At 69.5% G+C, this 26003-nt stretch carries 34 protein-coding genes and 1 tRNA gene; 5 read left to right on the top strand and 30 right to left on the bottom strand.

The window, feature by feature from the left end; all coding sequences use genetic code 11:
* Positions 1-211 precede the first annotated feature (211 nt).
* Positions 212-1006: an alpha/beta fold hydrolase gene (locus F615_RS0113765; protein ID WP_019561765.1), complete on the top strand. Its 795-nt coding sequence runs from the start codon at positions 212-214 to the stop codon at positions 1004-1006.
* Positions 1007-1037: 31 nt separating this feature from the next.
* Positions 1038-2027: a GGDEF domain-containing protein gene (locus tag F615_RS18675; protein WP_019561764.1), complete on the top strand. Its 990-nt coding sequence runs from the start codon at positions 1038-1040 to the stop codon at positions 2025-2027.
* Positions 2028-2409: 382 nt separating this feature from the next.
* Here the strand turns inward: F615_RS18675 and F615_RS18670 are convergent, their stop codons facing one another.
* Genes F615_RS18670 through F615_RS0113685 form a run of 15 tightly spaced genes read right to left on the bottom strand, consistent with a single transcriptional unit; the run spans position 2410 to position 15019 of the window.
* A complete protein-coding gene (locus F615_RS18670) occupies positions 2410-3759 on the bottom strand; it encodes a reverse transcriptase/maturase family protein (protein ID WP_211211812.1) in 1350 nt (449 codons plus the stop codon).
* Positions 3756-4175 (bottom strand): diversity-generating retroelement protein Avd, encoded by a 420-nt coding sequence (gene avd / locus F615_RS0113750; RefSeq protein ID WP_019561762.1) that lies wholly within the window; start codon positions 4173-4175, stop codon positions 3756-3758. Before avd ends, F615_RS18670 begins: the two co-directional genes overlap by 4 nt.
* Before the next feature lie 6 nt (positions 4176-4181).
* Entirely contained in the window at positions 4182-5291 is a 1110-nt protein-coding gene (locus F615_RS0113745; RefSeq protein ID WP_019561761.1) for a hypothetical protein, read from the bottom strand.
* 23 nt (positions 5292-5314) lie between these two features.
* Complete coding sequence (locus F615_RS0113740; RefSeq protein ID WP_019561760.1) at positions 5315-5638, bottom strand: hypothetical protein; 324 nt, start codon at positions 5636-5638, stop codon at positions 5315-5317.
* 18 nt (positions 5639-5656) lie between these two features.
* Positions 5657-6589, bottom strand: coding sequence for a hypothetical protein (locus F615_RS18665; RefSeq protein ID WP_019561759.1), 933 nt, complete (start codon positions 6587-6589; stop codon positions 5657-5659).
* A 16-nt stretch (positions 6590-6605) separates the two neighbouring features.
* Entirely contained in the window at positions 6606-7049 is a 444-nt protein-coding gene (locus F615_RS0113730) for a hypothetical protein (RefSeq protein WP_019561758.1), read from the bottom strand.
* Positions 7036-7431, bottom strand: coding sequence for a hypothetical protein (locus F615_RS0113725; protein WP_019561757.1), 396 nt, complete (start codon positions 7429-7431; stop codon positions 7036-7038). Before F615_RS0113725 ends, F615_RS0113730 begins: the two co-directional genes overlap by 14 nt.
* Positions 7431-8468 carry a phage tail protein gene (locus tag F615_RS19510; protein ID WP_019561756.1) on the bottom strand — a complete coding sequence of 346 codons (1038 nt, stop codon included), beginning with the start codon at positions 8466-8468 and terminating at the stop codon, positions 7431-7433. Before F615_RS19510 ends, F615_RS0113725 begins: the two co-directional genes overlap by 1 nt.
* Positions 8461-9285 (bottom strand): baseplate assembly protein, encoded by an 825-nt coding sequence (locus F615_RS0113715; protein ID WP_019561755.1) that lies wholly within the window; start codon positions 9283-9285, stop codon positions 8461-8463. Before F615_RS0113715 ends, F615_RS19510 begins: the two co-directional genes overlap by 8 nt.
* Positions 9282-9644, bottom strand: coding sequence for a GPW/gp25 family protein (locus F615_RS0113710; protein ID WP_019561754.1), 363 nt, complete (start codon positions 9642-9644; stop codon positions 9282-9284). Before F615_RS0113710 ends, F615_RS0113715 begins: the two co-directional genes overlap by 4 nt.
* 55 nt (positions 9645-9699) lie before the next feature.
* Positions 9700-10263 carry a phage baseplate assembly protein V gene (locus F615_RS0113705; RefSeq protein ID WP_019561753.1) on the bottom strand — a complete coding sequence of 188 codons (564 nt, stop codon included), beginning with the start codon at positions 10261-10263 and terminating at the stop codon, positions 9700-9702.
* Positions 10247-11260 (bottom strand): phage late control D family protein, encoded by a 1014-nt coding sequence (locus tag F615_RS0113700; RefSeq protein ID WP_019561752.1) that lies wholly within the window; start codon positions 11258-11260, stop codon positions 10247-10249. The genes F615_RS0113705 and F615_RS0113700 overlap by 17 nt, the downstream gene beginning before the upstream one ends.
* Entirely contained in the window at positions 11248-11466 is a 219-nt protein-coding gene (locus tag F615_RS0113695; protein ID WP_019561751.1) for a tail protein X, read from the bottom strand. The genes F615_RS0113700 and F615_RS0113695 overlap by 13 nt, the downstream gene beginning before the upstream one ends.
* Complete coding sequence (locus F615_RS18655; RefSeq protein ID WP_019561750.1) at positions 11463-12365, bottom strand: phage tail protein; 903 nt, start codon at positions 12363-12365, stop codon at positions 11463-11465. Before F615_RS18655 ends, F615_RS0113695 begins: the two co-directional genes overlap by 4 nt.
* Positions 12362-15019: a phage tail tape measure protein gene (locus F615_RS0113685; RefSeq protein WP_019561749.1), complete on the bottom strand. Its 2658-nt coding sequence runs from the start codon at positions 15017-15019 to the stop codon at positions 12362-12364. Before F615_RS0113685 ends, F615_RS18655 begins: the two co-directional genes overlap by 4 nt.
* An 11-nt stretch (positions 15020-15030) precedes the next feature.
* Between F615_RS0113685 and F615_RS19995 the strand changes: the two genes are divergently transcribed.
* Positions 15031-15186, top strand: coding sequence for a hypothetical protein (locus tag F615_RS19995; protein ID WP_019561748.1), 156 nt, complete (start codon positions 15031-15033; stop codon positions 15184-15186).
* Here the strand turns inward: F615_RS19995 and F615_RS19990 are convergent.
* Genes F615_RS19990 through F615_RS18640 form a run of 11 tightly spaced genes read right to left on the bottom strand, consistent with a single transcriptional unit; the run spans position 15164 to position 20997 of the window.
* The gene (locus tag F615_RS19990; RefSeq protein WP_019561747.1) at positions 15164-15286 is read right to left on the bottom strand and encodes a GpE family phage tail protein; all 123 of its coding nucleotides are present in this window, start codon (positions 15284-15286) and stop codon (positions 15164-15166) included. The genes F615_RS19995 and F615_RS19990 overlap by 23 nt on opposite strands.
* A 13-nt stretch (positions 15287-15299) precedes the next feature.
* On the bottom strand, positions 15300-15542 hold the full coding sequence (locus tag F615_RS18650) for a phage tail assembly protein (RefSeq protein WP_019561746.1): 243 nt from the start codon (positions 15540-15542) through the stop codon (positions 15300-15302).
* Between the two features lie 5 nt (positions 15543-15547).
* Positions 15548-16072 (bottom strand): phage major tail tube protein, encoded by a 525-nt coding sequence (locus F615_RS0113665; RefSeq protein WP_019561745.1) that lies wholly within the window; start codon positions 16070-16072, stop codon positions 15548-15550.
* Between the two features lie 11 nt (positions 16073-16083).
* The gene (locus F615_RS0113660) at positions 16084-17520 is read right to left on the bottom strand and encodes a phage tail sheath subtilisin-like domain-containing protein (RefSeq protein WP_019561744.1); all 1437 of its coding nucleotides are present in this window, start codon (positions 17518-17520) and stop codon (positions 16084-16086) included.
* A gap of 3 nt (positions 17521-17523) precedes the next feature.
* Positions 17524-17718: a hypothetical protein gene (locus F615_RS0113655; protein WP_019561743.1), complete on the bottom strand. Its 195-nt coding sequence runs from the start codon at positions 17716-17718 to the stop codon at positions 17524-17526.
* Positions 17715-18209, bottom strand: a complete 495-nt coding sequence (locus F615_RS0113650; RefSeq protein ID WP_019561742.1) for a Gp37 family protein — start codon at positions 18207-18209, stop codon at positions 17715-17717. Before F615_RS0113650 ends, F615_RS0113655 begins: the two co-directional genes overlap by 4 nt.
* Complete coding sequence (locus tag F615_RS18645; RefSeq protein WP_019561741.1) at positions 18206-18622, bottom strand: phage protein Gp36 family protein; 417 nt, start codon at positions 18620-18622, stop codon at positions 18206-18208. The genes F615_RS0113650 and F615_RS18645 overlap by 4 nt, the downstream gene beginning before the upstream one ends.
* A gap of 3 nt (positions 18623-18625) precedes the next feature.
* Positions 18626-18853: a hypothetical protein gene (locus tag F615_RS0113640; RefSeq protein WP_019561740.1), complete on the bottom strand. Its 228-nt coding sequence runs from the start codon at positions 18851-18853 to the stop codon at positions 18626-18628.
* 10 nt (positions 18854-18863) lie between these two features.
* The gene (locus F615_RS0113635; protein ID WP_019561739.1) at positions 18864-19775 is read right to left on the bottom strand and encodes a Mu-like prophage major head subunit gpT family protein; all 912 of its coding nucleotides are present in this window, start codon (positions 19773-19775) and stop codon (positions 18864-18866) included.
* A 6-nt stretch (positions 19776-19781) separates the two neighbouring features.
* The gene (locus tag F615_RS0113630) at positions 19782-20033 is read right to left on the bottom strand and encodes a hypothetical protein (RefSeq protein ID WP_019561738.1); all 252 of its coding nucleotides are present in this window, start codon (positions 20031-20033) and stop codon (positions 19782-19784) included.
* Positions 20026-20997, bottom strand: coding sequence for a phage protease (locus F615_RS18640; protein ID WP_169452432.1), 972 nt, complete (start codon positions 20995-20997; stop codon positions 20026-20028). Before F615_RS18640 ends, F615_RS0113630 begins: the two co-directional genes overlap by 8 nt.
* 243 nt (positions 20998-21240) lie before the next feature.
* Between F615_RS18640 and F615_RS0113615 the strand changes: the two genes are divergently transcribed.
* Positions 21241-22125, top strand: a complete 885-nt coding sequence (locus F615_RS0113615) for an LAPAL motif-containing putative phage structural protein (RefSeq protein ID WP_026330321.1) — start codon at positions 21241-21243, stop codon at positions 22123-22125.
* Here F615_RS0113615 and F615_RS0113610 read toward each other — a convergent pair.
* Entirely contained in the window at positions 22122-22562 is a 441-nt protein-coding gene (locus tag F615_RS0113610) for a phage virion morphogenesis protein (RefSeq protein WP_019561735.1), read from the bottom strand. The two genes, F615_RS0113615 and F615_RS0113610, sit on opposite strands and share 4 nt — an antisense overlap.
* 38 nt (positions 22563-22600) lie before the next feature.
* Here F615_RS0113610 and F615_RS19985 point away from each other — a divergent pair.
* A tRNA-OTHER gene (locus F615_RS19985) sits at positions 22601-22666 on the top strand.
* Between the two features lie 223 nt (positions 22667-22889).
* Here the strand turns inward: F615_RS19985 and F615_RS19725 are convergent.
* From F615_RS19725 to F615_RS0113595, 3 genes are read right to left on the bottom strand one after another with little or no spacing between them, the layout of a single operon-like run.
* The gene (locus F615_RS19725) at positions 22890-24224 is read right to left on the bottom strand and encodes a phage head morphogenesis protein (RefSeq protein ID WP_019561734.1); all 1335 of its coding nucleotides are present in this window, start codon (positions 24222-24224) and stop codon (positions 22890-22892) included.
* Positions 24202-24399 carry a hypothetical protein gene (locus tag F615_RS18630; protein WP_019561733.1) on the bottom strand — a complete coding sequence of 66 codons (198 nt, stop codon included), beginning with the start codon at positions 24397-24399 and terminating at the stop codon, positions 24202-24204. The genes F615_RS19725 and F615_RS18630 overlap by 23 nt, the downstream gene beginning before the upstream one ends.
* Positions 24392-25978 (bottom strand): phage portal protein family protein, encoded by a 1587-nt coding sequence (locus F615_RS0113595; protein ID WP_019561732.1) that lies wholly within the window; start codon positions 25976-25978, stop codon positions 24392-24394. Before F615_RS0113595 ends, F615_RS18630 begins: the two co-directional genes overlap by 8 nt.
* Positions 25979-26003 lie beyond the last annotated feature (25 nt).

Below are 26003 nucleotides of genomic sequence, written 5' to 3'. Positions count from 1 at the left end.
GGGCTTGCGAAAACGCTCGAATCCCGCGGACGCATCGGCCGCCGCTGCCAAGGTCATCTGCTTCATGACCGTAATCATCGCCGCCCATCACCAGGGCGACAAGACGGACTACTGCCAGGCGCAGGACTTGATCAGCGTTTCCATAAGATAGTGGCGTGGGAAACGCGACCAGTTTGACGCTGGCCTGTCCTTCGAGGGGGAGCTCAAACCCATGACGAACATCCTGCGGCGCAATCACGTCACCGACCATGCGGGCCCAGGCACCCCTGTGCTCTACGCCCACGGCTTTGGCTGCCATCAAGACATGTGGGCCGATATCACGCCAGCGTTCGCCGGCCGGCACCGGCAGGTGTTGTTCGACTACGTCGGCTCGGGCCGCTCCGATCCGTCGGCGTTTTCGGTGCAGCGCTATTGCCATTTGCGCGGCTATGCGCAGGACCTGCTGGAGGTGTGCGAGGCCACCGGATTGACCCGCGACGTGGTAGTGGTGGCGCATTCGGTGAGCTGCTCGATCGCCATGCTGGCGGCCATCGAGCGCCCGCAATGGTTCCGGCACCTGGTCCTGATCGGCCCCAACCCCTGCTTCGTCAACGATCCCCCCTACGTCGGCGGCTTCGAGCGCAGCGACCTGCAAGAGCTTCTGGAGCTGATGCAGCGCAACTACATGGGCTGGGCGGATTTCTTGGCACCCGTGGTCGCCGGCGACAGCGACACATCGCGCGCCAGACTGCGCGAGAGCTTCTGCTCCACCGACCCGGTGATGGCCAAGACTTTCGCCGAGGCCACCTTCTTTGCCGACAACCGCGCCGATCTGCCTCGGGTGAGCACCCCCTGCCTCATCTTGCAGCATGCCCGCGACGCGCTGGCGCCGCTGGCGGTGGGCGAGTATTTGCACGCCCATCTGCCGCTCAGCACCTTGCAGGTGCTCGACGTCACCGGGCACTGCGCCCACATGAGCCACCCCCACCTGGTCATCGAGGCGGTGCGCGGAGTGTTGAAGGATTAGCGCGGGGCGCGAGCCCAGCCGCCCCCCCCTGATGAGCCACGTCCCCCTGAGCGACATTCCCGCGCCCTGTTGGGTGACCGACGGCCAGGGCGTGCTGCGGCGCTACAACGCTCGGCTGGCCGAGTGGGCGGGCTTGCCCGATCCGGGTGCGCAAGGCGATGTTGCCGTGACGATGACCGACTGGCTCACGCCCGCCGGCCGTATCTTCTTCGAAACCCACGTCTGGCCCACGCTGCGCCGCGACGGCCTCATCGTCGAAATCTTTGCCTACTGGCAGCCAGGCGGCCGGCGCTCGGGGGCTTATGTCAGCGCCAAGCGGATGGAACACGACGCCGAGCCGCAGTATTTGTGGCTGCTGTTCGCCGCCGAGGATCGCCAAGCTTTCGAACAAGCGCTGATCCAGGCCCGGCAACGCGCGCAATCCCAGGCCGAGCAGTTGCAGGAGGCGCACGCGCGGCTGCGCCTGCTCAACGGGCAGCTCCAGCGGCAAATCCATCAGACGCAGGCCGAGAACCGCACCCTGTCCGAACTGGCCGCCCATGATCCCCTCACCGGGTTGGGCAACCGGCGCAGCCTGCAGGCGCTGTCGCAGGCGCTGGCATCGCGCCCGGCACCAAGGAGGCCATATGCGGTGCTCATGATCGACATCGACCACTTCAAGGCCATCAACGACCAGCACGGCCATGCGCGGGGCGATGCGGTGCTGGCGGGGGTGGCCGAGTGCCTGCGACGCTGCGCGCGGCAAAGCGACACCGTGGTTCGCTATGGCGGAGAGGAGTTCACGCTGGTGCTGCCCGACGCGGACGTCTCGCAAGCGCTGGTAGTGGCCGCGCGGGCGCATGAGGAGATCGCCCGCGCCCGGCCCGGTGGACTGGCAGTGACGGTGAGCATCGGCGCCGCCGCTGCGCTCAGCGACGATGCCGATCTCTATGAGGTGCTGCAACACGCCGACGAGGCGCTGTATGCCGCCAAGTCCCAGGGCCGCAACACCACAGTCTGCCATTCGTCCAGTCGGCGCTGACGCCGCACGACCCGTCGGCGCTCCATCGGTGCGAAGGAGCCTGTGTCGCACCCCCCTCATCCCAATCCAGTCCGGCCAGGCGAGCCGCGTGCACGCCGTTCGTGCTTGTGGCCATCGGCGAACCAGAAGTTCCTTCGTGGTTCGCCATTCGGTCCCTCCAAGGTTCGCCACCCGAAGCCTGCAATGACACCTGTTCCTCAACAGCGTCATAGGAGGCTTCCATGCCGACAACGGCAAGCACCATCCCCCGGTCGCCGGTCGATGCGATCAACGGTCTGTCTCCCGGCGACCGTCGGGTCCTCAACGAGAACGAGCTCGCGCAGCGCTGGGCAGGCACAAATTAAATGAGACGCCTGCACACATTACAGGCGACCGGCACGAATTACAGGTGACGACTTTCGTCTCGCGGAATGCGAGCAGTGGATTTTCCGCGGCGTAGTGCTGCCTGCGAAAGGAGGCCACCAAGGGTATGCCGCGCGCTGGCGTGGTTGTAGTAAGCGATGCAGCTCGCGATCATCTGGCGGGCGTCGGCCAGCGTCGCGCGCCCGGCGGCGTAGTCCGCGACCAGGCGGCGCAGGCGTTGCCGCCAGCGCTTGGTGTTGCGCTTGCGCGGCAGGACGTGGGTGGGCCAGACGCGGTAGCCGCAGAAGTCCAGACCGCGCTGCCATGGCTCGTAGCGACTCTTGGGGTTGAGGCGCAGCTTGAGCCGCGCACAGGCATCGGCGATGCGCTCTAGCGTCTGCCTGGCGTGCGCTTTGTCGCGGCAGACGGCGACCATGTCGTCCATGTAGCGCAGGTAGTACGGCTCGCCGGCGTCGTCCTTGATCGCATGATCCACCTGGTCGAGCACGATGTTGGCGACGAGCTGGCTGGTCAGCGCGCCGACCGGCAGGCCGACGCCGCCATCGAAGCCGTAGCCGTGCATGATTCTCCGCCACAGCCACAGCACATCCTCATCGGCGATGACGCGACGGATGCAGGCGATCGCCACGTCGTGGTCGATGCTCGCGAAGTAACTCCTCACGTCGGCGTGCACGAGGTAGATGCCGTCGCCCCAGTTGCGCTTGGCGCGGCGCAGGAAGTCCTGCGCTCTGGCGACGGCGGCGTGCGACCCCTTGCCAGTGCGACAGGCGTAGCTGTCGGCGATGAAGCGGCGCTCGAAGAGCGGCTCCACCACCCGCACCAGGGCGTGATGGACGATGCGGTCGGCAAAGGGCGGCGCGGTGATGTCGCGGCGCTTGGGGTCCTTGACGGTGAAGACGCGCGGACTCCCCGGGTGCCACGAGTGCCAGACGAGGTGCTCATGGGTGTTGATGAGCTGCTCTTCCCAGCGCGTAGCGAAGGCGAGCGCTTCCGGGGTGTAGCGCTTGCCGCGACGCGCCTCCTCGTAGGCGGCCACGAGATTGTCAAAAGCGATGATGCGGTCGAATAGTCCGGTGTGCGTTTTTGGCATATCGAAGCGGGCACCGCGCGCCACGGTCGACGAGCTACTGGCCGCGCGCGGCTGTTGATCTTTGAGCGGAATGCTCAGGATGCGGGCGCCGAAGGATGGGCACTGGCCGGACTGCCGTGGCAGGCCCGGCTTCTGGCCGCCTGTATCGTTCGCGAGGCGGGCACCGATGTTGCTGTTCGCGTTCGACGCCGGATTGTTCAAGTTGAGCGCGCCGAGGCCCGCGTTGGCGCCGTTGTTGCGGGAGCCGCCGTAGCACGCCCGCACCCCTATCTGCCTCATGGCGCAGCGCCTGCATGCTTGATCCAGGCGCCGACCATGCGGCCGATTTCGTCGATGTGACGGGTCCAGACCTCCAGCCGCTGCGCGGTGATGTAGCGCAGCCGCCACGCTTTGCGCACCAGGTGCCGCAGCACCTCGATCTCGACGTCAAGATCGAAGAGCGCCGCCGACTTTTGTCGCCGCTTCCATGCGATAGCACAGATACGCCGGATGCGCAGGAGCGTGGCGCGCACCTCCGCCGCGAGCACATGGCGCTCGATCTTGGGCCACTGGTGCATCACCTGATGGCTGTAGGCGTCGAGCTCCTCGATGCGCTCGATGAGCGCCTGATAGGGCGCGTAGCGCACCGCCTGCCCCTGACGGGAGAGCGCCCGCGCCTCGGGCGCGGGCTGGAGGTCATGACCCTTCACGGTCATCAGGCATCACACCTTCGCGAGGCGGGCACCGACGTCGCTGTACGCGTTCGACGCCGGATTGTACAAGTTGAGCGCGCCGAGGCCCGCGTAGGCGCCGTAGCTGCGGGAGCCGCCGCGGAGCGGGTAGCGCTTGCCGTGGTTGCGCATCCAGATGCGACCCTTGAGACTCAAGCTGCCGGGCGCGAGGCACAGGGCGCGCAGGATGGCGGGCACGGTGATGCCGGTGTCGGCTGCCAGCGACGAGAACGCAATGCTGTTGTTGTCGTAGCTGTTGCTGTCGTCGCCGCTGGGGCCGTTGCGGAAGTCCACCACGTCATCGATTTGGAATGCCCCGAGGTCGTTGACGACGCCGTTGTCGCTGTAGGCCACAGTGCTGTCGTATTTGAGCGTGCCCGCCGTGCCGGGGGCCACCAGCGCGCCGTCGGAGGCGCGGATCGCCTGCCAAGGGGCGGTGTCGTCGAACAGCGCGGCGCTGGCGGCGTTGTTGTTGGGCAGAATCTGGATTTCGCCTTCGACCAACCGCACGCCGGGCGTGAACTCCCAGATGTTGCCCACCAGGTCGGCGATACCGGCGGGGCTGTTGTCGTGCCGCCACGAGACGGGGCCGGAGCCGGTGAGAGTGTTGCCGTTGCCGCTGGCGCTACCTGGCGTGCCGCCGTCCACGCGGGTGCCGGTCTCCCACGGGGCGTCGTGCGCGCGGCCCCAGTTGGTGTTGCCGCGCGGCTGGTAGCCATTGCGGGCGCACCACAGGGCAATGGCCGACCATTCTGCATTGGTCATCACGTGAAAGCCCGGCCCGGCCGCGCGCGCGGCGGTGACGAAAGAGGTGTACGGTTGGCTCACGGTGGGCGCGACACCGGGCAGCGAGAGCAGCTCGCCATTGCGCACGATGCCGGGATAGACCCCGATCCAGATGCCGTCGCGGGTCACGCCATCGACCACGAACGCGGGGTGCACGCCGGTGCCGTAGTCGGCGCCGAGGTCTTCGAGGTTGAATTTGGGAATCCAGCGCATGAAGGTCGGCTGGCCTTGCTGGGTGTAGTGGACGCTGACCAGGCCGCCGGTGGCGGCTTCGACAGCGGCGCGCAGGTCGTCTTTCACGAATACGGTGGGCATGTTCGGTCTCCTTGTGGGTCAGGTCAGGCGGCTGGCCAGAGAATGATCTCGACGGCATCGGGGTCGAGCGGCAGCGGCACGCGCTCCAGGGTGGGCACGCCGGTCATCGGGTCGGGCGCGCCCGCCTGCTCGGTGTATTGCCGCGCCGGGATGCGAATGGTGGCCAGATACGGGCCGTCGCCGCCGAGCGTGGGGGCGGACGCAGTGCCGCGCACTTCCAGCGTGACAGCTTCGTCGCGCTGGTGCCCGGCACAGTCGAGGGTGAGGCCACCGATGGCGATATGGCTGCCGTCGATGGCTAAGGCGGCCACGCGCTGGCCGGGGGACATGAGGGTGATCATGGGCATGGTGAGTCTCCTGGTGGATCAGTCGTCGAGCTTTTGCAGGCCCCAGCGCAGCGTCACCGCGTCGTGGGCGCTGATGAGGCGCAAGGTGAAGCCGTTGCTGGCGCGGCTGGCCACCTGCACCTCGGGGCGGTCTTGCGGGCCGCTCCAGGCGACCGGCTCCAGGTGCAGGCGGTAGCCGCTGCTGCGCAAGGCGCGCGGCAAGAGCACCTGCGCCTCGGGCGGGCTGCTCATCAGCTCGGGCCAGTCGGCTTCGATGCGGCGAACGTCGGTCAGCGTGACGCCGGTCAGGTTCGGGTCGGTGGCGTCGGTACTGTTCGCGGGGAGGGTCAGGCGGTAGATCTCCATGCCGCCGGCTGGCACGCTCTGGCCGATGGCGGTGACGGCCAGCCGCCAATCGCCCGCGCTGTGCGGGTAGAGGTAGGCCGAGACGGTGACCGCACCGCTGCCGGTGTTGGGCGGGACGCTCGCGGCGTTGGTGCCTTCGAGCACGACGTAGGTGCGGCCGTTGGCAAAGACACGGCCCGGCGTGATGTTGAGGTTGCGCGCGGCGGTGGTGGATTTGCTCACCACGCAGCCGCCGACCACGCCCCGGTTGGCGATGGTCACCCCGCCCTGCTGCTGCCAGGGCCCGATGCGCAGCGCATCGATCATGCCCAGCGCCGTGCGCGCCTGCATCAGCGCTTCGAGCACGGCGGCTTGTTCGACGTTTTGCATGTCCGCACCCACCGCCTCGACCTGCGATTGCAGGGTGGCCAGGCGCGCTTGCAAGCTGCCGTAGCCTGCGGCGGCGGCGTCCACCTGGTCGGCGCGGGCTTTCAGCCAGAGCGTGCGGTTGGCCAGCTGCTTGGCCTGGATGTTGGCGGTGCCGGTCTCGCCGCCCAGGATGGGGTCGGTCGTCTCGATGCGGTAGACGCCGGACTCCCAGGCGGCGGTTTCATTGAGATTTGCCATCGGCAGACTCCTTTCGTCAGAAGATCAGCGTCCACACGCCCGAGAGCGTGAGGTCGTCGGATTTGTGGATGGGGTTGCGCACCTTGCGCGCGAAGAGCACGCCGCCCGCCGTGCGCAGGCCGAACTCGGTGATGGCCATCCCGTCGGCTTCGCCCGCGCCCAGCGCCCAGGCAAAGGCCACCTGCCCGGTGGCGGGGTAGCTCACGCTGGCGATCGGCTTCCAGAACGCGCCGGTGAGGCCGGTGTTGGTCGGCGCGGCAGCCGCCGTGCCCACGCCAAAGCCGATGTGGGTGATGTGGCGGCTGGCGGTGTCGCCCGCCACCAGGCGCGCGAGCTGGTCTTTCGCGCCGTTGACGATGAGGTTGGCGTCCTCGAAGCGCTCGATCAGCGCGCCGTCGCGGGCACGCCGGATGTCGAGCAGGAAGCGGCCGCGCAGGGCGGCGGTGTCAGACAGCAGCATGGGCAATCACTCCGATGGCAAGGCAGACGGCGGCGGGCACTACGATGTCGAGCACGCTGCCGGTGCTCCAGTAGCGCGGGTGCAGGCAGCCAATGGCAGGCTCGCGCGGCGTGGCATAGCGGCTGCCGCCGTGGGCGTTGATGTAGCGGTACTCGGCCTGCGCGTGCTCGCGGCCGACGAAGAGCAGCACGCCCATCACACCACCGGCGATCCAGTCGCCCGCAGTCAGGCCCCAGCCGACCTGCACGGCGGCGGCGATGAGCGCGTGCTCGATGGGCGTGAGGTCCACGGCGATGCGCCAGCGGGCGGTGAGCGTGGCAAAGACAAGCGCCAGCGCCAGCCCGGCGAAGAGCGCGGCGGTGAGGATGAGCAAGGCGGTCATCAAGCGGCCTCCAGGTAGGTGATCTCGTCGCCCGAGGCGATGCGCCCGGCAAGGTAGCGGCGGCTGCCGTCGAAGCGGCCCGCACCGTCGTAGCGGTTGTCCGCGCCGTAGCGGTGGCGTCCGTCGTAGCGCACCAGGCGCGTGACGGTGATGGGCATCACGGCGTCTTCCGCCACCGGCGCGGCGTCGCCGTAGTCGGTGCCGCCGTCGGCCTGCGTGGCGCCGTCGTAGCGCGGCAGCGCCTGCTGGCGGTCGGCGTCATCCCAGGCGAGCGCGAGCGTGGTGTCGGACTCGGGAGCGCCAGCGCGCCAGTGGGCGTCATTGGCGGCCCAGCCCTGGTAGCGGCGGCTGCCGTCGGCTTGTGTGCCGCCGTCGTAGCGCAGCAGCAGCCCTTGGTCGTAGCGGTGCGCGCCGTCGTAGTAGCGCCGCCAGGGGCGCAGGCTTTCGCCGCTCCACGCGGCGGCGGCGGCCGAAGCGTCGCGGCTGTCGATGCGCTCGGACACGTCCGCGCGCCAGGCGAGCGCCGTCAGGTGGCGCGAGACCGGCGCCCACTCGCGGGCGATGGCTTCGGCGGCGGCGGCAATACCCGCATCCAGCCCGGCGGTCTCGCCCAGGTCGGCCTCCAGCCGCCATTCGGCCCAGGTGTGGCCGCCGTAGATATCGCTGCCGTCGGCATAGACCGCGCCGTCGTAGCGGCGCATCGCGCGCCCCTCGATCAGGCGCGACAGCGCCCCAAGCCCGGCCGCGCGCAGCGCCTCCTTCACCGCCCACGGCGTGCCCTTCTTGCGGTGAAGCGCAATCGCCCGGCGCAGGATGGCGCGGCGCTTCTCGGGCGTGTCGGCCAGCCGCCAGCCTTCGAGGTCGGTCACGTGCCAGCCGTGCGCCAGATGCGGCAGCAGCCGCGCGTCCACGGCGTCCACCAAGTGCGTCAGCGCCTTGTCCACCGGCAGGGCTTCGAGCCGCGCCGACAGGTCGGCGAGCGCGGAGAGCCGCGCGTCCGCGGCGATCACGTCGGGGTACCAGCTGCGATCAGGCATCTTCGACCCCCTCGACGGTCACGGAGATCGCGGTGGCGTGCGTCCAGTGGTGCACGTCGGCCACGATGTCGGCGGCGGGCGCGTCCAGCGTCACGCGCTTGACCCCCGCCGCGTGGAGCGCGGCGATCAGCGCCGAGCGGGCGATGTCTTGGCCAAGGCTTCGGGATTTCGTCGCGCAGAATGCGGACACGGCGTCGAGCGCAGCTTGCCGCACGGTCTCGGCATCGCGCCCGGCATCGACGACGATGCGCGCGCTCACGGTGTAGGGCCGGTCCACCGGGTCTTCGACCTGCACCGTGTCGCACAGCGGGCGCGCGTCCTCGGCGGATGCGGCGGCGAGCACGCGGGCCTTGAGGGTGGCGGTGGGCATCGCCGGTGCGCCGTCGATCGAGGCGAGCGGATGCAGCACCACCACGCCCGGCTCGGGTGAGCGCACGGCCACGTCCAGCACGGCGGCGTCCGCGCTCATCGCGTGGTAGCGGTACGCCAGGCGCGGCCCGGCCACCGAGAAATGCTCGGGCGCGAGCCGGATGCGCTCGCGCAGCCGCTCGTCGTCCTCGCCCGGCAGGCGGGCCACCCCGACGAGTTCGCCCAGGTAGTCCAGCATCGGCGCGCGCGCGAAAGCAACCAGGTTCTGCCGCGCGGTCTCATTGATCGCGGCGCGGCACAGCGACTCGCGGTAGGCGCACAGGTCGATCAAGAGCTGCTCGGCCTGCCCCGGATAGACGGTGCGGCCCGTGGCCGCCTCGTAGGCCGCCTTGAGCTCGGCGGCGATGGCCGCCGGGTCGTCGGGGACGATCTTCGGCAGCTCGCTCATGGCGTCACCGTCATGGATACCGGCTGCCCGTCCGGCGTGGTGAAGTGGATGCCGATGCGGATGGCGTGCGCCTCATCGGGCGCGACCGTCACGCGCTCGATCTTGACCCTGGGCTCCCAGCGGCGGATGGCCTCGACCACCTCGCGCACCAGGTGCGGCCGCGCGCGGTCGATCGGGTGATCGATGTAACGCCAGATGTCCGAGCCAAACGCGGGGCGCAGCGGGTCGCTGCCCTTGCGGGTGAGCAGGATGATGGCGATCGCCTGGCGCAGGTCGTCCAGCGCCTCGGCGTAGCCCGTCCCGCCCATGGCAAGCTGCCAGTGGGCGCGGCGCGGCAGGGTGGCGGCCATCGTGCTCATGGCGGCGATGGTCGCGCGCCGCCGCGCTCAAGGGCAGCGCGAAAGCGTTCAGGGTTCAGTGACTGTGATGGTTCGAGTTGCCGCCCGCGTCCATGATGCTGCCCGTGGCATCGATGCTGCCGTCCACCGCCACCGGGCCGTTGACTTGAAGGCCGCTTTGCGCGGTCAAATGCCCCGTCACCGTCACCTGCGGGCTGTCGAGGGTGACGGAGGGCGCGGCCACCGTCACCGGCCCGTCGGCCACCAGCTCCACCGGGCCGCGCACCGAGAGCGCCAGCCGGTGCGTGCGCCGGTCGTAGTCGATCGTGGTGCCGTCCCGGTAGCGGATGTGGTGCCGGTCCGCGCCGCCCGTCACCGGCACCGCATCGCGCTGGCCGAACACGCTGCCCAACACCACACCCACCTCGCCGCGGCGGTCCAGCAGGCAGACCACGTGCTCGTCGATGTCCGGCAGCGCGTAGTGCTTATCGCACCGGCTGCCAGCGGTGGGCACTTGCAGCCACCAGGTTTCGAGCTCGAGGTCGGGCAGCCACACGCGCACTGTGTGATTCGTCTCGTCGATGGCGGTCACGAAACCCCAGCGGAGCGTGACGCCCGCTTCGTCATGCGTTTCCAGCATCGGGCAACCTCCGGGTGTCGATCTCCAGCGTGTAGCCGGAGCGGGAAATGCTGTGCCGCGCCTCGGTCACGAGATAGCGCCCGTCGAGCCGAGAAAATCCAGCAAGTTGGATGACGCTGCCCGCGACGACGGCCGGGTCGCCGGGCAGCGCAAGCGTCAGCGCCGTCTTGTCGATCGCATGGCGCTCGGCCTCGCCTTCGGCCTGCGCGGCGGCATCCTCCGGCGAGCGGGCGCGGCGGTGGATCAGCCGCACGTCCTCGGCATGCTCGCCGCCGTCGGCCTTCTCGGCCACCGTCACCCCGCCCTTGGCCGGGTCGTGGTGTTTCACGGCCACCTTCTGCGGCACGTCGGTGATCTTGTCGCGGTAGCGCCAGGCGGTGATGAGCCCCGGCGTGAGCGTGGCCACCGGCTCCTGCTCGGCGAGCGTCTTGGGCCGCGCCACGGCCAGCGTGCGGTTGTTGTCGGCGAGCTTGACGGTGTGGCCGTATTCGCGCATCAGCCGGTGTAAAAAGGCCCAGTCGCCTTCCTGATACTGCGTGACGCGATCCAACAGCGGGTCGGGGTCGATGGCGCCCGCGCGCCGCGCGCCCAGGCGCGCCGCCACCTCGTCCACGATCTGCGAGAGCTTCTTGCCCTCGTAAGCCCTGCCGATGCGCGTGCGCGCCCGGCGGGTCAGGCCCGCGGCAATGGCGCGGATGCGCACCTGCAAAGGGGGTGCCTCGATCTCGATCTCGTCCACCTCCATCTCGCCGCTGGCCACCTGCGGCCCGCCCGCGTAGCCCAGTGTGGCGGCGAGCGTGACGCCCTTGTCCGGGTACCAGTCGGAAAGCCACCGGGTATCGAGCGCGGAAGGGCTGGCCAGCAGCACGTCCAGCCCATCGGCCTCGCCGGTGAGGCGGTCGGTGTAGCTCAGCTCCATCAGGTAGGGCGAGAGGTCGGCGGTCACGTCGCGCCCGTTGTAGCTGAGCGTGGCGCGCGGGTGGGTCAGCGTCGCCATGGCGGCAGCCTCGCCGGGTCGGTGGCGGCTGGATCACGCGTCACAAGCGGCACGACGACCTTCTGGCCCGACGGCAGCGTGGGCGCGGCGGCCAGGTGCGGGTTGGCCTCCAGCAAGCGCTGCATCTGCCGCGCGTCGCGGTAGTAGGCCCAGGCGATGCCGTCCCAGCGCTCGCCCTCGCGGGTGATGTGGATCAGCGCCTTCATGCTGCAAAGCTCCGGGTGGCAATCGCGGCCGCTGCCTGTGCGAAGACGCCGCGCGCCGAATCGAGCACCTCCAGCGCATCGCGGGTGTGCGAAAGCGCATACCCCGCGCGCGCCAAGATCGCGCCCGGTGCAGGCGAAGCCAGCCAAGCGGCGGCGGATTCGAGATCGCCTCTGGCGATGGACAAGGCCCCCGCCGCGCTACTGATGGCCTGGATACCCGCTACCGCCTCCACCGGCAAGGCTTCGGCCACCGCGCCGATGGACGATGCCAGCGGCGCGGCGAGCGACACGGCGGCGAGCGGATCCGACTGCGCTACCGCCACGAGGCTGGACAGGCCAGAAGCCACCTGCGCCGCCTGCCCCATCGCGCCAATGGCCGCGCCGATGGCCTCGGCAGCATCTCCCGCAGGGGACTCGGCAAACACCGTCTCCACCGGCACGTCCATCGCCTCCCCGGCTTGCGTCACCGGCGCCTGCCAGCCGGGCAAGAGCACCGCAGGCGGCACGGGCTCGGCCGGGTCGCCGATGCTCTCCTTGAGCGTGATGTCGGCCTCCAACGCGATCAAGGCCCCGTAACCATCGGTCTGGCGCGTGACCGCCGACACCTCGGTGAGCACGAAGCGGCCCCGGTATTCGCCGGTGCCGAGCACGAAGGCCAGCGGCTGCGCATCGTCCAGCCGCGCCTTGAGCTTGGCCAGCTCCGCACCCGGGTCGCACCACTGGCTGTGCAGCAGCACGCGCAGCCGCACCTCGTCCGGCGCAAAGCCGGTGTGCTGGATCAGGCTCTTCCTTCCGATCAGTCCCTGCTCGGGCCACTCGGCAGCAAAGCGTGCCTCGAAGCCGTCGAGCCAGGCGATGATGTCCAGCTCGGTTTCGCCGAGCACCGCGTACAGGCTCATGACAGGCCTCCCATCGGAGAGAGCCGACGCCGCTCATCCTGCCAGCGGCGCATCAAGCGCTCGAACTCGGCAAACGACAGGCGCGCCGCTTCCTGCACCTGCGCCTTGACGTCGCCGCCATGTGCGGCGGTCACATGGATCACCGGCGCGAAGGTGATGGTCATCGGCGCGGCCGCTTCAGCCGATGGCCGGTCGTCGCCCGCGGGCTTTGCGGCAAGCGTCGCCTGCAATGCGGGCACACCGGCGGCCAGCGCTTCGTCGTGCACGGCGCGGATCGCCTCGGGCGGCTGCGGCAGATCGGCGGGCACGAGCCGCTCGCGGATCGTGCGCACTGCGTCGGGCACGGTCGGAAGGGTGATGGGCTGCACTGCTTGCGTGACGCGCTGCATGACGGCGGCCGCCAGCGGCACCGGCGCGGCCAGCACTGGGTTGAACGCCCCTGTCGCCGCCAGCGCCAGCCCCGCCGTGGCGCGCGCCACTGCCCCGCCCATGCCCGCAATGCCCTGCGCCGCGCCCAGGCCGATCATCTGCCCGAACTCGGCGAACACGCGGCTGGGCGAGCGGATGCCCAGCCACCCCTTGAACTTGCTCTTGATCGTCTCGCCCAAGGACGTGACGGCCTCGCCCGCAGCGGCGATTCGCGCCTTGATGCCGTCGATCAGGCCCGCCACGATCTCGCGCCCGAGCGCCAGCATCTGGTCCGGCAGGCCCTTGAGCCAAGCCCAGGCCGTGACGAATCCGGCCTTCATCTGCTGCCACACGGCGGCCAGCTTCGGGCCGATCACATCCCAGTTGCGCCAGACCAGATACGCCGCCCCGGCAATCGCCGTCAGCGCCAGCCCGATGGGGTTGAGCATGACGGCGCGCCCCAGCCACATCAGCGCCCGGCCCGCGCCGGTGAGCGCCGCCACCGCCACGGCGCGGAACCTGACGAGCCCCGCGCCCAGCTTGCCGATCAACCCCTCCGACAACCCGGCGGCCAGCGCCACGGCCTTGAAGCCGCCGGACCCTGCCAGCAGCGCCGCACGCGCCATCAGCGCCCGCGAGGCGAGCGACTGCCAGGCCACCTGCAAGCTGGCGATGGGCGATTTGACGAAGAAGTTGAGCCCCCACCCGAGCGAGAGCGTGGCCGCCTTGACCGTGGCCAGCCCCAGCGCAAACCCCACCGCGCCCTTGATGAGCGCCGGGTGTTCCTTGGCCCAGTTGGCCAGCCCCAGCACCACGGGCTTGACGGCCTGAAGGATGTCGTTGAGCGCGGGCAAGAGCGCGTCGCCCACCGCCATCGCCATGTCGGACATGGCGATGCGCATCGCCTTCATCTGCTCGACGGGCGATTCCAGCCGCTTGGCAAAGTCGGCGTCCAGACTCATCTGGCCGTCGGCATTTTTTCCAGTAGCGACCTCCGCGCGGATGCGCTTCAAATCATCCCGGTTCTGGATTTCGGCCAGCAAGTAGCCCACCGCCTGCATGTCCTGGAACATCTGCCCCAGGCCCGCGCGCTGGCCGAGCGCCTCGATCATCGCGCGGCGGCGCTCCATCTCGGCGGCTCGCTCGGCCGGGTCTTTGATGGAGGCCAGTTCTTTGGAGAGCGCTTCCAGTTCGCGCGTGACCTCCGGTGCACGCTGGCCGACCTTCTGGAGGATCATCCCTACCGCGCCCTCGATCGGGTCCAGCCCCTGCCGCGCGAGCCTGAGCATCGAGCCTTGCAAGTCCAGGCCCAGCTTCTCGAAGTCCTTGACCGTGTCCGGGCTGGTGAGCTTGGCCAGGAAGTTGCGGAAGTTGTTGGCCGCTTCATCCGTGCTGCCCGCCGTCTTCATCGCCACCTGCAAGCGGCTGGCCATGTTGACCACCGCCTCGTTGCCGGTGATGCCAATGGCCTTGAGATAGCCGCCCAGTTGCGGGAACCAGCGCGCCATGTCGCGCACTTCGAAGCTGCCGAGCTTGCCCGCCTTGGCCGCCTGAGAAAAGGCCAGCGCCATCTGGTCGGCGGACACGCCCAGTTGCGAGAAGCTCACCATCATCTTCGCCGCGTCCTCAAACGAGGCCCGCGTCGCGGTGGTAAAGCGCCCGAGCAACTGGGCCTGCTGCGCGGCGGCCTTGGCCTCCATGCCGTTGGCGATCAAGAGGCCCACCCCGCGCGCCATGTCCTCGGCGGTCTGGTTCACGTTCAAGGCCACGGCGCGCAAACTCGCGCCGAGCCTTTTTTCCTCGGCGGCGGTGAGTTCGCCGACGATGGCGATGTCTTTGACCGCATCGCCGAACCCAGCGGCCTCCCGCACCGCGCCGATCACCGGCGCCCCCACGGCCAAGGCGGTGGCATAGGTGCCCATGATCTCGCCGCCGATGCGCCCCCGCTGGTCGGCCAGCGCCTGACGGCGGCTCATGGCCGCGCCGAGCTTCTCTTGTCGCGCGCGCACGGCGTCGATGGTCTGGCCCAGGCGCTCGTAGTCGCGGTTGAGGCTGGCCAGCGTCTTGGGCGCAAGCGTGCCCATGTGGCGACGGACGGCCTCGCCCAGGCGCTCCTGCTCGCGGGTGAGGCTCTTGGCCACATCGCCCAGGCGCGTCATGGCGGACTGGGCGGAGCCGAGCGCCGCACCGACGGCGGACGCCCCGATCGCGCCCAGCTTGATGCCGAGAAAGAATTCCTGCGCCATACTATTGCGTCATGACTCTCGTTGCCGTCATCCTCATCGCGCTTGCCGCCGTGCCACTGGCCGCCTGGTTGCCGTGGTGGGCGCTGGTGCCCGCCGGGGCGCTGCTGGCGCTTCTCGTGCCGGGCGCGGTCGGCGCGGCCTCTGTCATGTTCCGGCGCGCGCCTTGAGCGCCTCGTCCGCCCTTTTGCTCCAGCGCACGAACTCGTCGATGTCCATGCGCTCGGCCTCCGACGGCGGCCAGCGGTAGGCCAGCGCCAGCAGCTCCACGCCCGCCTCGATGTCAGCCGTCGAGAGCCGCGCGAAAGGAATCCTGCAGCCGCTTGAAGTCGGCCAGGTCCAAGAGCTCCACGTCTTCCGGCACGAGGCCCGTGAGCCGCGCGATCAGCGCGATTTCCTGCTCCTCGGCCTTGTCCGAGACGCGCTGCGCGGCCTTCAAGTCGCCCACGGTGGCGCGGCGAAGCTGAAGGCGCGAGACCTTCTTGCCGTCGCCGGTGGTGATCGGGTATTTGAGGTCGATGTCCATCTAGCTCAGCCTCCGATGTTGGCGCGGTAGTTCGCCAGCATATCGACGCCGCCCGCCTTGTAGATGTTGGCCGCCACATCGATCTCCAGGATGTCCTGCCCTTCGGCGGTGAGCTTGACCATCCAGGCGTCGAACTCGGTGGTGATCTCGACGTTCTCGTGCTGCTTGAACTGCCCGAGCGGGAAGTTTTTGAACAGAACTTGCATTACGGCCACCACGGGCTTTTCGGTGTTGCGACCCGCGGGAGTGTTCCAGCCCTCCAGCGAGCCGCGCACCTGAAGCTGCACGGTCTTGAAGGGGTTGGCAGCCTTTTTGAGCACATCGGCGTAGAAGCTCGCCCACTTGATCTTGCCTTCCAGCGCCTCGATGCCGGAAAAGGCGCGGATGGTGCCGACCATGCCCAGCGCCTTGTGCTCGGCCATTTTGACTTTGACCTGCGGCAGCTCGATTTCCTCGGCACGACCAAGAAGGTTTGCGCCGTCCATGTAGATGTTCGCATTGGTGATGCGGTGAATCAGGATGTTGGCCATGTCTTAGCTCCTCATTGCTGGCTGCCGAGCTTGGCCAGCAGACCGATGTCGATGAAGCTCTCGAAAGTGATCCGCTCGGCGGGCGTGGGCGGCATGAAGGTAACGTCGAACGTCAGATGCCCGAGCGCGATTTCCGTCGGCGGGTTCTTGGCCGGGTCGTAGGTGCAGGCCCCGTCGATGAGCGCCCCGCGCGCGATCAGCGTGCGGATGAAGCCGTTGACCGACTCCTTGACCGCATCGATCAGGCCGTCGTCGATGGGCGCATCGATGAACTGCAGCATGCTGTATTCCACCGATTCGTGCAGCACGTCCGCCGTGCGGCGCACGTTGATGAAGTTGCGCGGGTGGGTCATCGACGGCCAGGCCGCGGAGCGGTTGCCCCAGGCGCGCAGGCCCGTGCCAAAGGAATTGAAGACGGTGACGATGCCGTTTTCGTTGAGGAGATTCGCCTCGCTCTGCGGATCGTTGATGCGCCCGGTGATGGGCCGCTCGACGCCGGTGATGCCCATGATCTCGGTGTTCGAGGGGCTCCACCAATAGCCGTTGTCTGCGTCCTTGCGGCAGATCACGCCCGCCAGGCGCTGGCTCATCGGCTCCAGCCGCTCGGCGCCGGTCGCCGCGTCGAACACCTTGAGATGCGGGTAGCAGAGGATGGCCCGCTCGCTGGAGGTGTTGAAGTTGATGCTGCCCGCAGGCCCCCGGCCTTCGACCGCCTGCTGCACCGTCACGCCGATGGGCGCGTCGATGATGGCCATGCCGCGCAGCTTGTGCGCCATCGCGATCAGCTCGGTGGAGACGGCAGTCAGCGTGCCATAGACCGGGGCCAGGATCAGCTTGGCGTTGAAGCCGAAACGGTTGTAGGTGTCGTCCAGCGCCTTGATGCCGGTGCGGTCGCCCCCGGCGGTCACCGTGCCGATGATGTCGCTGGAGGTCACGAGATTCGGCGCGACATGCTCGTAGCTCACCTTGAGCGTGGCACCGCTGGCGATTGCGCCGCCCGGCTTGCGGGTGATGGTGCCCGCCGCCGCGTCCAGCGTGTAGTCGGTGTCCAGCACGTAGGGGGTGGCGAGGTCTTCGCTCTTGACGACGACGGCGCTCACGTAGGTCTTGGCCAGCTTGCCCACGCCCGTGACGGCATCGAGCGTCACCGTCTCGTTGGTCACGGCCTGCTTATGCGTGGCCGGGTTGCAGACGTTGATCACGATCACCGTGCCCGCGCCCTGGTCGAAGATCGCGTCCAGCGCCTGCGGGATGGTGTATCCGCTCGCATACTGCGCCTCGCCGAAGGCGGCGGCGTCGCGCTCCGAGAGCACGATGGTTGGGGTGTTGAGCGGGCCGGTCGGGGCTGTGCCGATCAGCCCCACCACGGCGGTCTTGACCTGGCGGATCGGGCGCGGCCCCTTGAGAATTTCGACGGTCTCGACGCCGTGCAGGAAGTTTGCGGCCATGGTTCAGTCTCCTTTCTGGGCGGTTTTCTTGGGCGCGGGCGCAGTCGGCACGGGGGCGAGGTGCCCGCGCGCAACGAGCGTCTGCACCCAGGCGTTGTCCTCGGGCAGCTCCACGGTCTGGCTGTCGATGAGCACCACCTCGCGCCCGTCGGGCAGGGTGGCCGCGCTCATCGGGCCGCTGTAGATATAAGTGGTCATGGCGTGATGTCCTCCGTCTCGAAGCCATAGTCGGCATTGCCGCGCGTCAAGACGGGCAGCGCGGCGGATTCCCGGTCTTCGATGGCCAGCGTCTCGGCCTCGAAGACGATCTCGTAAAACCACAGGCCCCCTTCCTCCGCCACGAAGCGGTCGGAGGCGGCCGCAAGTGCCTTGCAGTGCGGCGGCGTCCAGCCCAAGAGGGCCGCGCGCACGGCATCCACCAGCGCCACCGCGCCATAGGCGTCGTTGAGCGTGCGGGCGACGACGTTGACGCCGATCTGCACCGTGCGCGGCTGCGCGACCAGCCCCATGCGCTGCGGCTGGCCGTAGCGGCTGCCGCGGTAGTCCACCAGCAGCGCGGCGCGCGGGTGGTTGAGTCGCCAGCTGCTCGCACGCTCGGGCGTCAGCCCCACCTCGACGCCGGTGACCGTCGCCTTGATCCGTGCGGCCACGGCGGCCAGCACGGCGCGCGTGTCAAAGGCCGCGCTCATGCCAGCATCCCCCAGTCACGCGGCCGCGCGCCCCGCGCCACCTCCAGCGTGCCGGAAGGCGTGCCGGTCGCGCCGATGCGAAGCTGCCCGGCGGCAATGGCCTTGAGCATCGCTTCCAGCGCGTCGGCCTCGCGGCGCACCGCATCGGGGTAGTCCATGCCTTCCGGGCGGCGGTGATACAGCCACGCCCGCGCCAGCCCCACCGCAGCCTCGCGGATGATCGCGGGGGGCGGGTCGGGTAGCCTGGCACCGGCCGCCGCCAGCGCCGCGTCGATGCGGGCCGTGGCGTGCTCCAGCGCGGCCTCTACGATGGCCGGGTCGGGCGACTCGGCAGCCGGGTCGTCGTTGGCCAGTTGCTTGAGCGTGACCGGCGGCATGGCCAGCGCCAGATCGGCCTGGGTGGCGTAGGGCACGACTTAACCCTCCTGCCGCTGCACCGCCAGGTGCGGGTCGGCCAGCAACACCTCGGCCTCCTCGGGCGAGGCGGCCACCTCCTGCGGCGCACCGCGCGCGAACAGGCGGCCCGCCCGGTGGTAGCGCGGCGTCGGGTGGCTGGCCTTGAGCGTCACCACCAGGTACACCACACCCGCCACCGGGGCGGCGGCCTCAGGCGCGTCAGCAGCGCGGGGTTTTTTGGCGGCCATCGCTTTAGCCTCACAGCAGATGCGGCGTGACGATGACTTCGGCCGTGCCGTACCACGGGTTGGTCGCCCCGCCGGTGGTGAGCTGGCTGCCCACGATCGCGCGCGCGGCGGCCTCCAGGCTCGGCGGCACCACCAGCAGCGTGGGGCGGATGCCCAGCGGCCGACCGCCGTCGGCCTTCAGACTCATCATCGCCGTGCGCGCGGCGGCGTAGTTCTCGGGCGTCAGCGCCGCCTTGGACTTGTAGGCCATCTGCCAGAAGCCAAAGCCCGCGTTGGCGCGCAGGTCCACGCCGTAGCGGTATTCGTTGCTGGTGAACACCCGCTCGTCGTCGCTCTTGGTCATGGCGACGAACTCGGGGACCTTGCGCTCCTGGTAGATCAGCGGCTTGATGGCGCGCGAGGCATCCAGCAGATACCAGGGCGTCTCGGTGCCCGCTTGCAGGTTGGACACCAGCGCGGGCGAGCCGGTGCCGTCCACGTTCGGATAGACCGGGTGATCGGTGTCGAAGAAGTTCTGCCCGTCAAAGCACAGCGTGCTCTCGCCCGCCTTGAGCAGGCCGAACACCAGCTCGTCCGGGAAAGCGGCTGCGGCGCGGCCCATCTCGGCCATCAGCGGGCGGTAGACGCCCACCGCGTCGTCCTCGATGTCGGTGCGCTTGACCCCCACCGTGGCTTCCCACGATTTGTTGGTGATCGCATAGCCGTGCGCGGCCATGTCCTTGATCACACGGTCGCCCACCCACTCGCGGAAGGCCGGGAACTGCCCCAGCCAGCCGTAGGTGTTGGACGCCGTGGCCGAAGGCACCACGGTGGCGATTTTCTGATAGACGCTCGCGGCGCGCATCGCCTCGAACGCGTCCTGGTAGTCCTTCTTGAAGCCGGTGTTCAGAGCGCTCAGCAGCGCCGGGGTGATGATGGCCATGTCGGTTTACTCCTCGTTCAGTTGATCGGTGAGGTACAGGCAGCCTTGCGCGGTGATCGCCCAGGCGTAGCCGCGCTGACGCACGTAGCCTGCCTCGGTGAGCACGCCCATGTGGAACTCGGCGTCGGCCACCAGGTCGGCCAGCACGGCCAGCGACACATACGGGTCCATGCGCGGCAGCGGGTTGGCCAGCCGCGCCTCGTACAGCGCAATCAGCAGGCGGCGGCGCGCGGCGCGGTGAGCGGTCAGGTCAGCCACGGAACACCTCCGGCGTCCAGCCCGCGATGCGGCACAGATGCTCGGCCTCGGCGCTCAAGGCGGCGGTCTTGTTCGCATTCGGCGCGACTTCTCCAGACTGCTGGCCGGTGAGCGCCGCCACCGGCTGGGCCACCTCCAGCCAGGCTTTCAGCGCGGCGATCGGCTGCTGGCTCCAGTAGTCCTTTTGCGCGGGCAGGATGCGCCCGTCAGCAAGCCCCGCCTCGATCAGGCGCGCGCGCTCGTCGGCTTCCACACGGGCGGACAGAGCGGCCAGCTCCGCCTGGAGCTTGGCGTGCTCGCTCATCGGCACGGCGGCGGCCTGTACGGCCTCCACCTCTTTCTTCAGGCGCGCGATCTCGGCATCCTTGGCCTTGAGCGCCTCCACGGCAGCGGCGGCCGGGTCGATGGCCGGGTCAGGGTTGCCCAGCGCCTCGCGCAGGGCGGCGATGGAATCAGGCATGGGGGTGTCCTCCGTGAGGGGTTGCAGGTCAGTCAGGCCATCGAGGCCGGGGTGGTTGGTCAGCGCCGCCATCAGCAGCGCCGTGATGCGCCCCGTCTTGGGGTCGAAACGGAACACCGGGGAGATGTAGCGGTACTCCCCGGCGGCGATCATCTGGCGCGCGCGCTCGGTCCAGACCACCTCCTCGGCCCACAGACCCGGCGCGTCGCCCTCCGCGCGCACGCCCACGCGCTGGATCCAGCCGGCCGCCGGGGCGGGCTGGCCGTTGCGCTTGGCCTCTAATATTTGGTGCTCGTAATCGATGGGCAGGTCGCGGTTCAATGCCGCGAGGTCGGCGGCGATCTTTTGCGCGTCGTCTGCCGTCAGCACCCAGGCGTCGAGTTTCTCGGGCCGCCCGTCCACCGCGCGAAAAGACCCCAGCGGCAGCAGCCGGAAGGCTTCCGGCGCTGCGCTGGGCAAATTGGCGGCCAGCGCCGCCAGGCAGGAGGTCGCGGCAACAGACATGGGCAGGTTCGACATGCCCCGCATCGTCGCCAGCCAGCGCCGCGCCGCCCAGCCGGAAAGCGTTCAGCCGGGCATGTTCATGCCCGCCGCGACCAGCGCAGCCCACCCCCGCCGCCCAAAAGCCCCATAGACCCCCCGCTAAAGCCCGCTAAAGTGGGGGTCCGGGCCTGGTCAATGGGATGGTAGCCACCCGCATGAAAAAACGCGCCAGAGGCGGTTTTTGGGCGTGCTACCATTTTTCGCATGAGCTCCGCCCGCCTGACATACGACGGTCCTGCCTTGCAGGCGCACACGATGGACGTGCGGCTGCTGGCCCCGGCGCTGCTGGCCTTCGGCGATCTGGCCGAAGAAGCGGCCCGCGCCCTGTGGGGCGATCAAATCCTCGTCAAGGTTGAGGTCAAGGCCAGCTTCAAGACCGGCAGTTTTGGCATCGACCTCACCGTGGCAGCCGACCTGGCGCAGCAGGTCATGCAGTGGCTGCGCGGCGAGACGGCCACCTCGCTGGTCAACGGGGCGTCCCTGCTGGGAACCATCGGCGGCCTCATCGGCGCGCTCCAGTGGCTTCGCGGCCGCCGCCCGCGTGGCGTGGAGACCACGCCGGACGGCAAGCGGCGGCTCTTGTGCGACGACGGCGACGCGATCACCGTAGAAGAACACACCATCGTGCTGCTGCGGCACCTGCGCGTGCGCGAACACCTGTGGCAGGTGGTCGCCCCCATCGAGCGCGACGGCGTGGACACCGTGGCGCTAGGCACCGATGAGCGCATCGATGCCGTGGTCACGCGCGAGCAAGCCGCCTGGTTCGTGCCCCCCGCGGCCGATGAAACCGTGGTGCACGAAGACGAGCACACGATGGCGTTCTCGATCGTGAGCCTCTCGTTCAAGGAGGGCAACAAGTGGCGGCTGTCGGACGGCAACGTCACCGCCTTCGTCGAAGTGGCCGATCAGGACTTTCTCTCGCGCGTGGACCGCAACCTGGTGCGTTTTGCCAAGGGCGATCTCATCATCGGCCGCACCCGCATCACGCAGCGCCTGATGCCCGACGGCAACCTGCGCACAGATTACACGCTGCTCGCGGTACAGGAACACCGGCCTGGTGCGCCGCAGATCGAGCTGCCGCTGGCCTAGCGCCCCCCGGCCAGGTACTCGGCCAGAATGTCCAGGATCGCCCGCTTGTCATCCTCGCCCAGCGCGCCCCGCTCGGGGTCGGCCATGAGCAGCCCGCGCCGCGGCATCCGCTTCGTGCCGAACTCGTGATAGGCCGCGTAGGGCTTGCCAAAGCCCACCGCTACCTCGAAGGGCCCGGCGCGATGGGTGCGCGAGTCGAGCATCTCGCCGGTGCGGTAGAGGATCGAACCGCGCCCGCGCTTGGCGGCTTCGGTGGCCGGGCGCAAGGGTGCCCAGGGGCGGCCGGCCGGGTCGCGCCGGGCCTCGAAGCGGGTGGCGATGCGGGTTTCCATCTCCTGCCCGATGGCGCGCAGGGCCGGGGTCATGTCGGCCACGCGCCGGGCAAGCTGTTCCAGCGCCTGCCGGACTTCGCGGTCGTCGATGTCGATGCGGATCATGCGGCCTCCGTGCTATATTGACAGCAAGGCTGTGCGGTGCGCCCTGACCGGTAACGGGACCGCGATGCGCGGAGCATGTGTGGGTTCAATTCCCACCCTGCGCAGCCTTTTCATCTTCCATGCTCCCCCACAGCGGGCTATGATCCGCATAGGCAGCGAGCCGTGGAAATTTTCGGAGTCCACGGGCAGGGCGGTTGCACAGACCGCGTTGGATGAGGGGACGTCCGGCCCTCCGCTGCTCCGTCTTGAGTGGCGAGTCGTGGCAAGGGGTGTCCACGAGGTTACGGCCCGCGCCGTAGATCAATGAGGGAGTTTCCCGCCCCTCCGTCACTCAAGACTCCCCCACAACAGGCGCACGCTGCCTTCACGCAGCCGGTTGCGCAGATTGCCGAGCGTGACTCGGTAGGCCGACACCATCGCATTGGTCGTCCGCTTTGGCCTGCCGGTGACGAAATCCACCTGCATGGCCAGTTGCGCCGTCCCATCGCCGCCACCCGGCAGCACCCACAGCGGCTTGCCGGATTTCACGTCCACGAGCAGCGCCCGCGCCTGCCGGAACAACGCGGGCAGCACCCGCCACAGCGCATCCGGGATCACGTCTCCATCGCGCGCATGGCGCGCCGCCTTCGGCCCGCGCAGCAGCCCAGGGCGCACCATCACCTCGGCCGACAGCGGCTCGATGCCGGCTTGCACGAGGTGCGCCAGATCGAGCGGCGAGATCACCCCCAGCCAGCCCAGCCGGTTGCGCTCGCGCCCGGCCAGCACGTCCTCCACCCAGCCCGCCCAGTCGCGCTCGATGAGCGGGGCAAGGTCATCGGCCAACCCGGCACCGGTGGCCGCCGCGTAGCGCGCCACCTTGTCGCGCGCGGCGTCAATCAGCCCCCGCCAGCGCGCGGCCGCCTCGCCCGCGTTGTAGCCAAAGCCGGGGTCGATGGCGTAGGGCACCTGCCGCAGCTCGCCGGTGACGGGGTTTTTCCACTCCACCAGCGGCTCTTGCGGAGCCTGGCGCTTCAAGCTCGGGTTGCCTTCCGCGTCCTTGGCCCGCAGCGCCACCGCCGTACAGCGGCAGCGCCAGCCGCAAGGCGGGTAGTGCGTCCGCCACCACGGGTCATCCACCGGCAGCGTGACGTTGTGCCATTGGCGGTGGCTTTGCCGCACGCGCTCATCGGCACGGGTGACGTAGCGCAGGAAGGGGTGGCTCGCCTTGGCCGCCTGGACGCGCTCCCAGCGCCCGGCGGCGTAGGCCATGCGGGTGTTGACGTCGTAGATAAGGTTGAGCCGCCGGGGGTGGAAGTGGGTTTTGACCTCGCGCCCGTCGGGCGTGAGGACGCGGTTTTCTCCCCACCAGCCCGCCTCACGGAGCATGGCTTTCACGTCGCGCACAAAGTCGCGCCGGGAGAGGTCGCCCTGCACGCTCGCTTCGATTCTCTGGCGGATTGCCTCCAGCAGATCGGCACGGGTGAGGCGCGAGACGGTGAAGGCCCGCGCATGCTCGTCCTGCCACAACTCGTGCCAGTCGTAGGTCACGCGCACGCGCGCGCGACCTTGGAGATAACGCACCGCCCCCTCGGGCGTGAGGCGGAAGGCGCGGGCGAACTCCTGGGGGCTGGCCGCAGCGAACAGCGGCGCATCGCCCGCATCAGCGGCCAGGCGCACGGGCATGGGTCAGCTCCCAGGCGTTGCGGCAGGCCGCGTCGCACCAGCGGCGGCCATCGGGCAGCGGCTCCTCGCACCACAGGCAAGCGCCGGTGGCGGCAGGCCCCGCCGGGCGGCGCGCGCGCATCAAGCGTTCCTGCTCGCGTTCCACCTCCAATTGCGCGCGGTCGGCGTCATCCATCCCGCCCCTCCACCCCCGCCACGCGGGCCACGAACTGCGCGCGCGCGAGCTGCCCGGCCAGCCGTTCGGCGGGCAGCTCGGGCAGCGCACGGGTCAGCCGCTCGATCAGCTCGGCGGCGGTCGCGCCGTCGCGCACGGCCTCATCGACGATGGCCTGCATGCGCTCGGCAATCGGCTCGACGAGCGGCTGCCAGTCGGCCAGCGCCTCCTCCACCAGCGCATCGAGCGCGTCCGGCTGCGGTGGCGTGCTCGCATTCTGGGTGACCCTTTGCGCGTCATCCCCCGCCGCCAGCGCCGCCGTCTGCGCCGTCTGCGCCGTCTGCGCGCTCGCAGCCGCTGCCCCCAGCACCGGCTCGTCGCCTTCCGGCGCGGGGATGCCCAGCTTCTCCGCCGCCCAGCGCGCGGGCACCGGAAGGCCGATGGAGACGAGCTTGGGCAGCGCCTCCGCCCAGGTGCTCACGTCCTCCGGCTCGGAGGTGTCGAACACCAACCGCGGGCCGCGCCGGGGGTCGGCGAGGCCAAAGTTCAGCGCCACCACCGGCCAGATCAGGTCGCGCGTGAGCGTGGCGGCCAGTTGTCGCGCATCCGCATCACGGATGTCCTGGCGCACCTGCGCGTGCAGATCGGCCACGCCACTGCCCAGCCCCGTGCTCTTGGCTTCGCTGGAGAGCGTCTGCCCCAGCACGCAGCGGGCGATGGCCTCGTCCGCCCAGGCGATCATCTTCAGGTGCGGCGCGCCGTCGCCGCTGCCCGCGATCTTGTGGATTTCGAGTTGCATCTCCAGCGGCATGATGGCGCGCGCGTCGTGCGCAAGGCTCGCCACCGCCGAGAGCAGCCGCGTCTTGTCCTCCTCGGTGGCCTCGCGGCCGTACTTGCCCACCACGAAGGGCAGGCCGTAGGTCTCCAGGAACTCAGCGAGGTCGCCCACCGCATACGCCTTGTAGACGAAGGGCCACACCAGCGCGCGGTACAGCCCGCCGCGCGCCACGTACCCGGCCTTGGGTCGGCGCGGCTGGTGCAGCACCCAGCCAAAGGGGCGCAAGCCCTGCCCGCGGCCCGAATCGTCCAGCAGCGCCAGGCTGCGCCGGTCATCCGACACGCCAAACCACTCGTGCGGGCGCGGGTAGAGGTCGGGCAGCCACGCATCGCCCTGCCGCTGCCAGGCGATTTCCACAGCGGCAAAGCCATGCCCCACGGCGGCCATGAGGTCCACGAGCACATCCTCCAGCGCGTCGATCCCGGCGCGGATGAGTTCTTCGGCGGCTTCGGCGGCTTTTTTCTCCTTGGCATCCGCGCCCGGCGGCGGCTCGATGTGCCAGGGCAGGCGCGCCACCGCCAGCGCGCGCTGCTGCATGGCGGCGGCAATGGTCGCGTCGCGGTCTTCCATGTCGGCAAACAGCCGGTGCTGGGCCGAGAGGTCGCCGTCGTCGGCGGCGGCAAGCCGCTGCGCCACCTCGCGCGGGGTGAGTTTGACCAGCGCCGGGTCGATCCACGGCCGCGCGTGCCGCGCAATCCGCGCGGTCTGCGGCTCTTTCAATTCGGCCTGCCGGATCGGCTGGCCGTAGGCGTCGAGAATCATGTGTAATACCCCGTCACAATCACAG

Origin of the sequence: Caldimonas manganoxidans ATCC BAA-369 (assembly GCF_000381125.1) — a bacterium.
Classification (GTDB): Bacteria; Pseudomonadota; Gammaproteobacteria; order Burkholderiales; family Burkholderiaceae_C; genus Caldimonas; species Caldimonas manganoxidans.
This window is presented reverse-complemented; position numbering and strand designations above follow the sequence as displayed.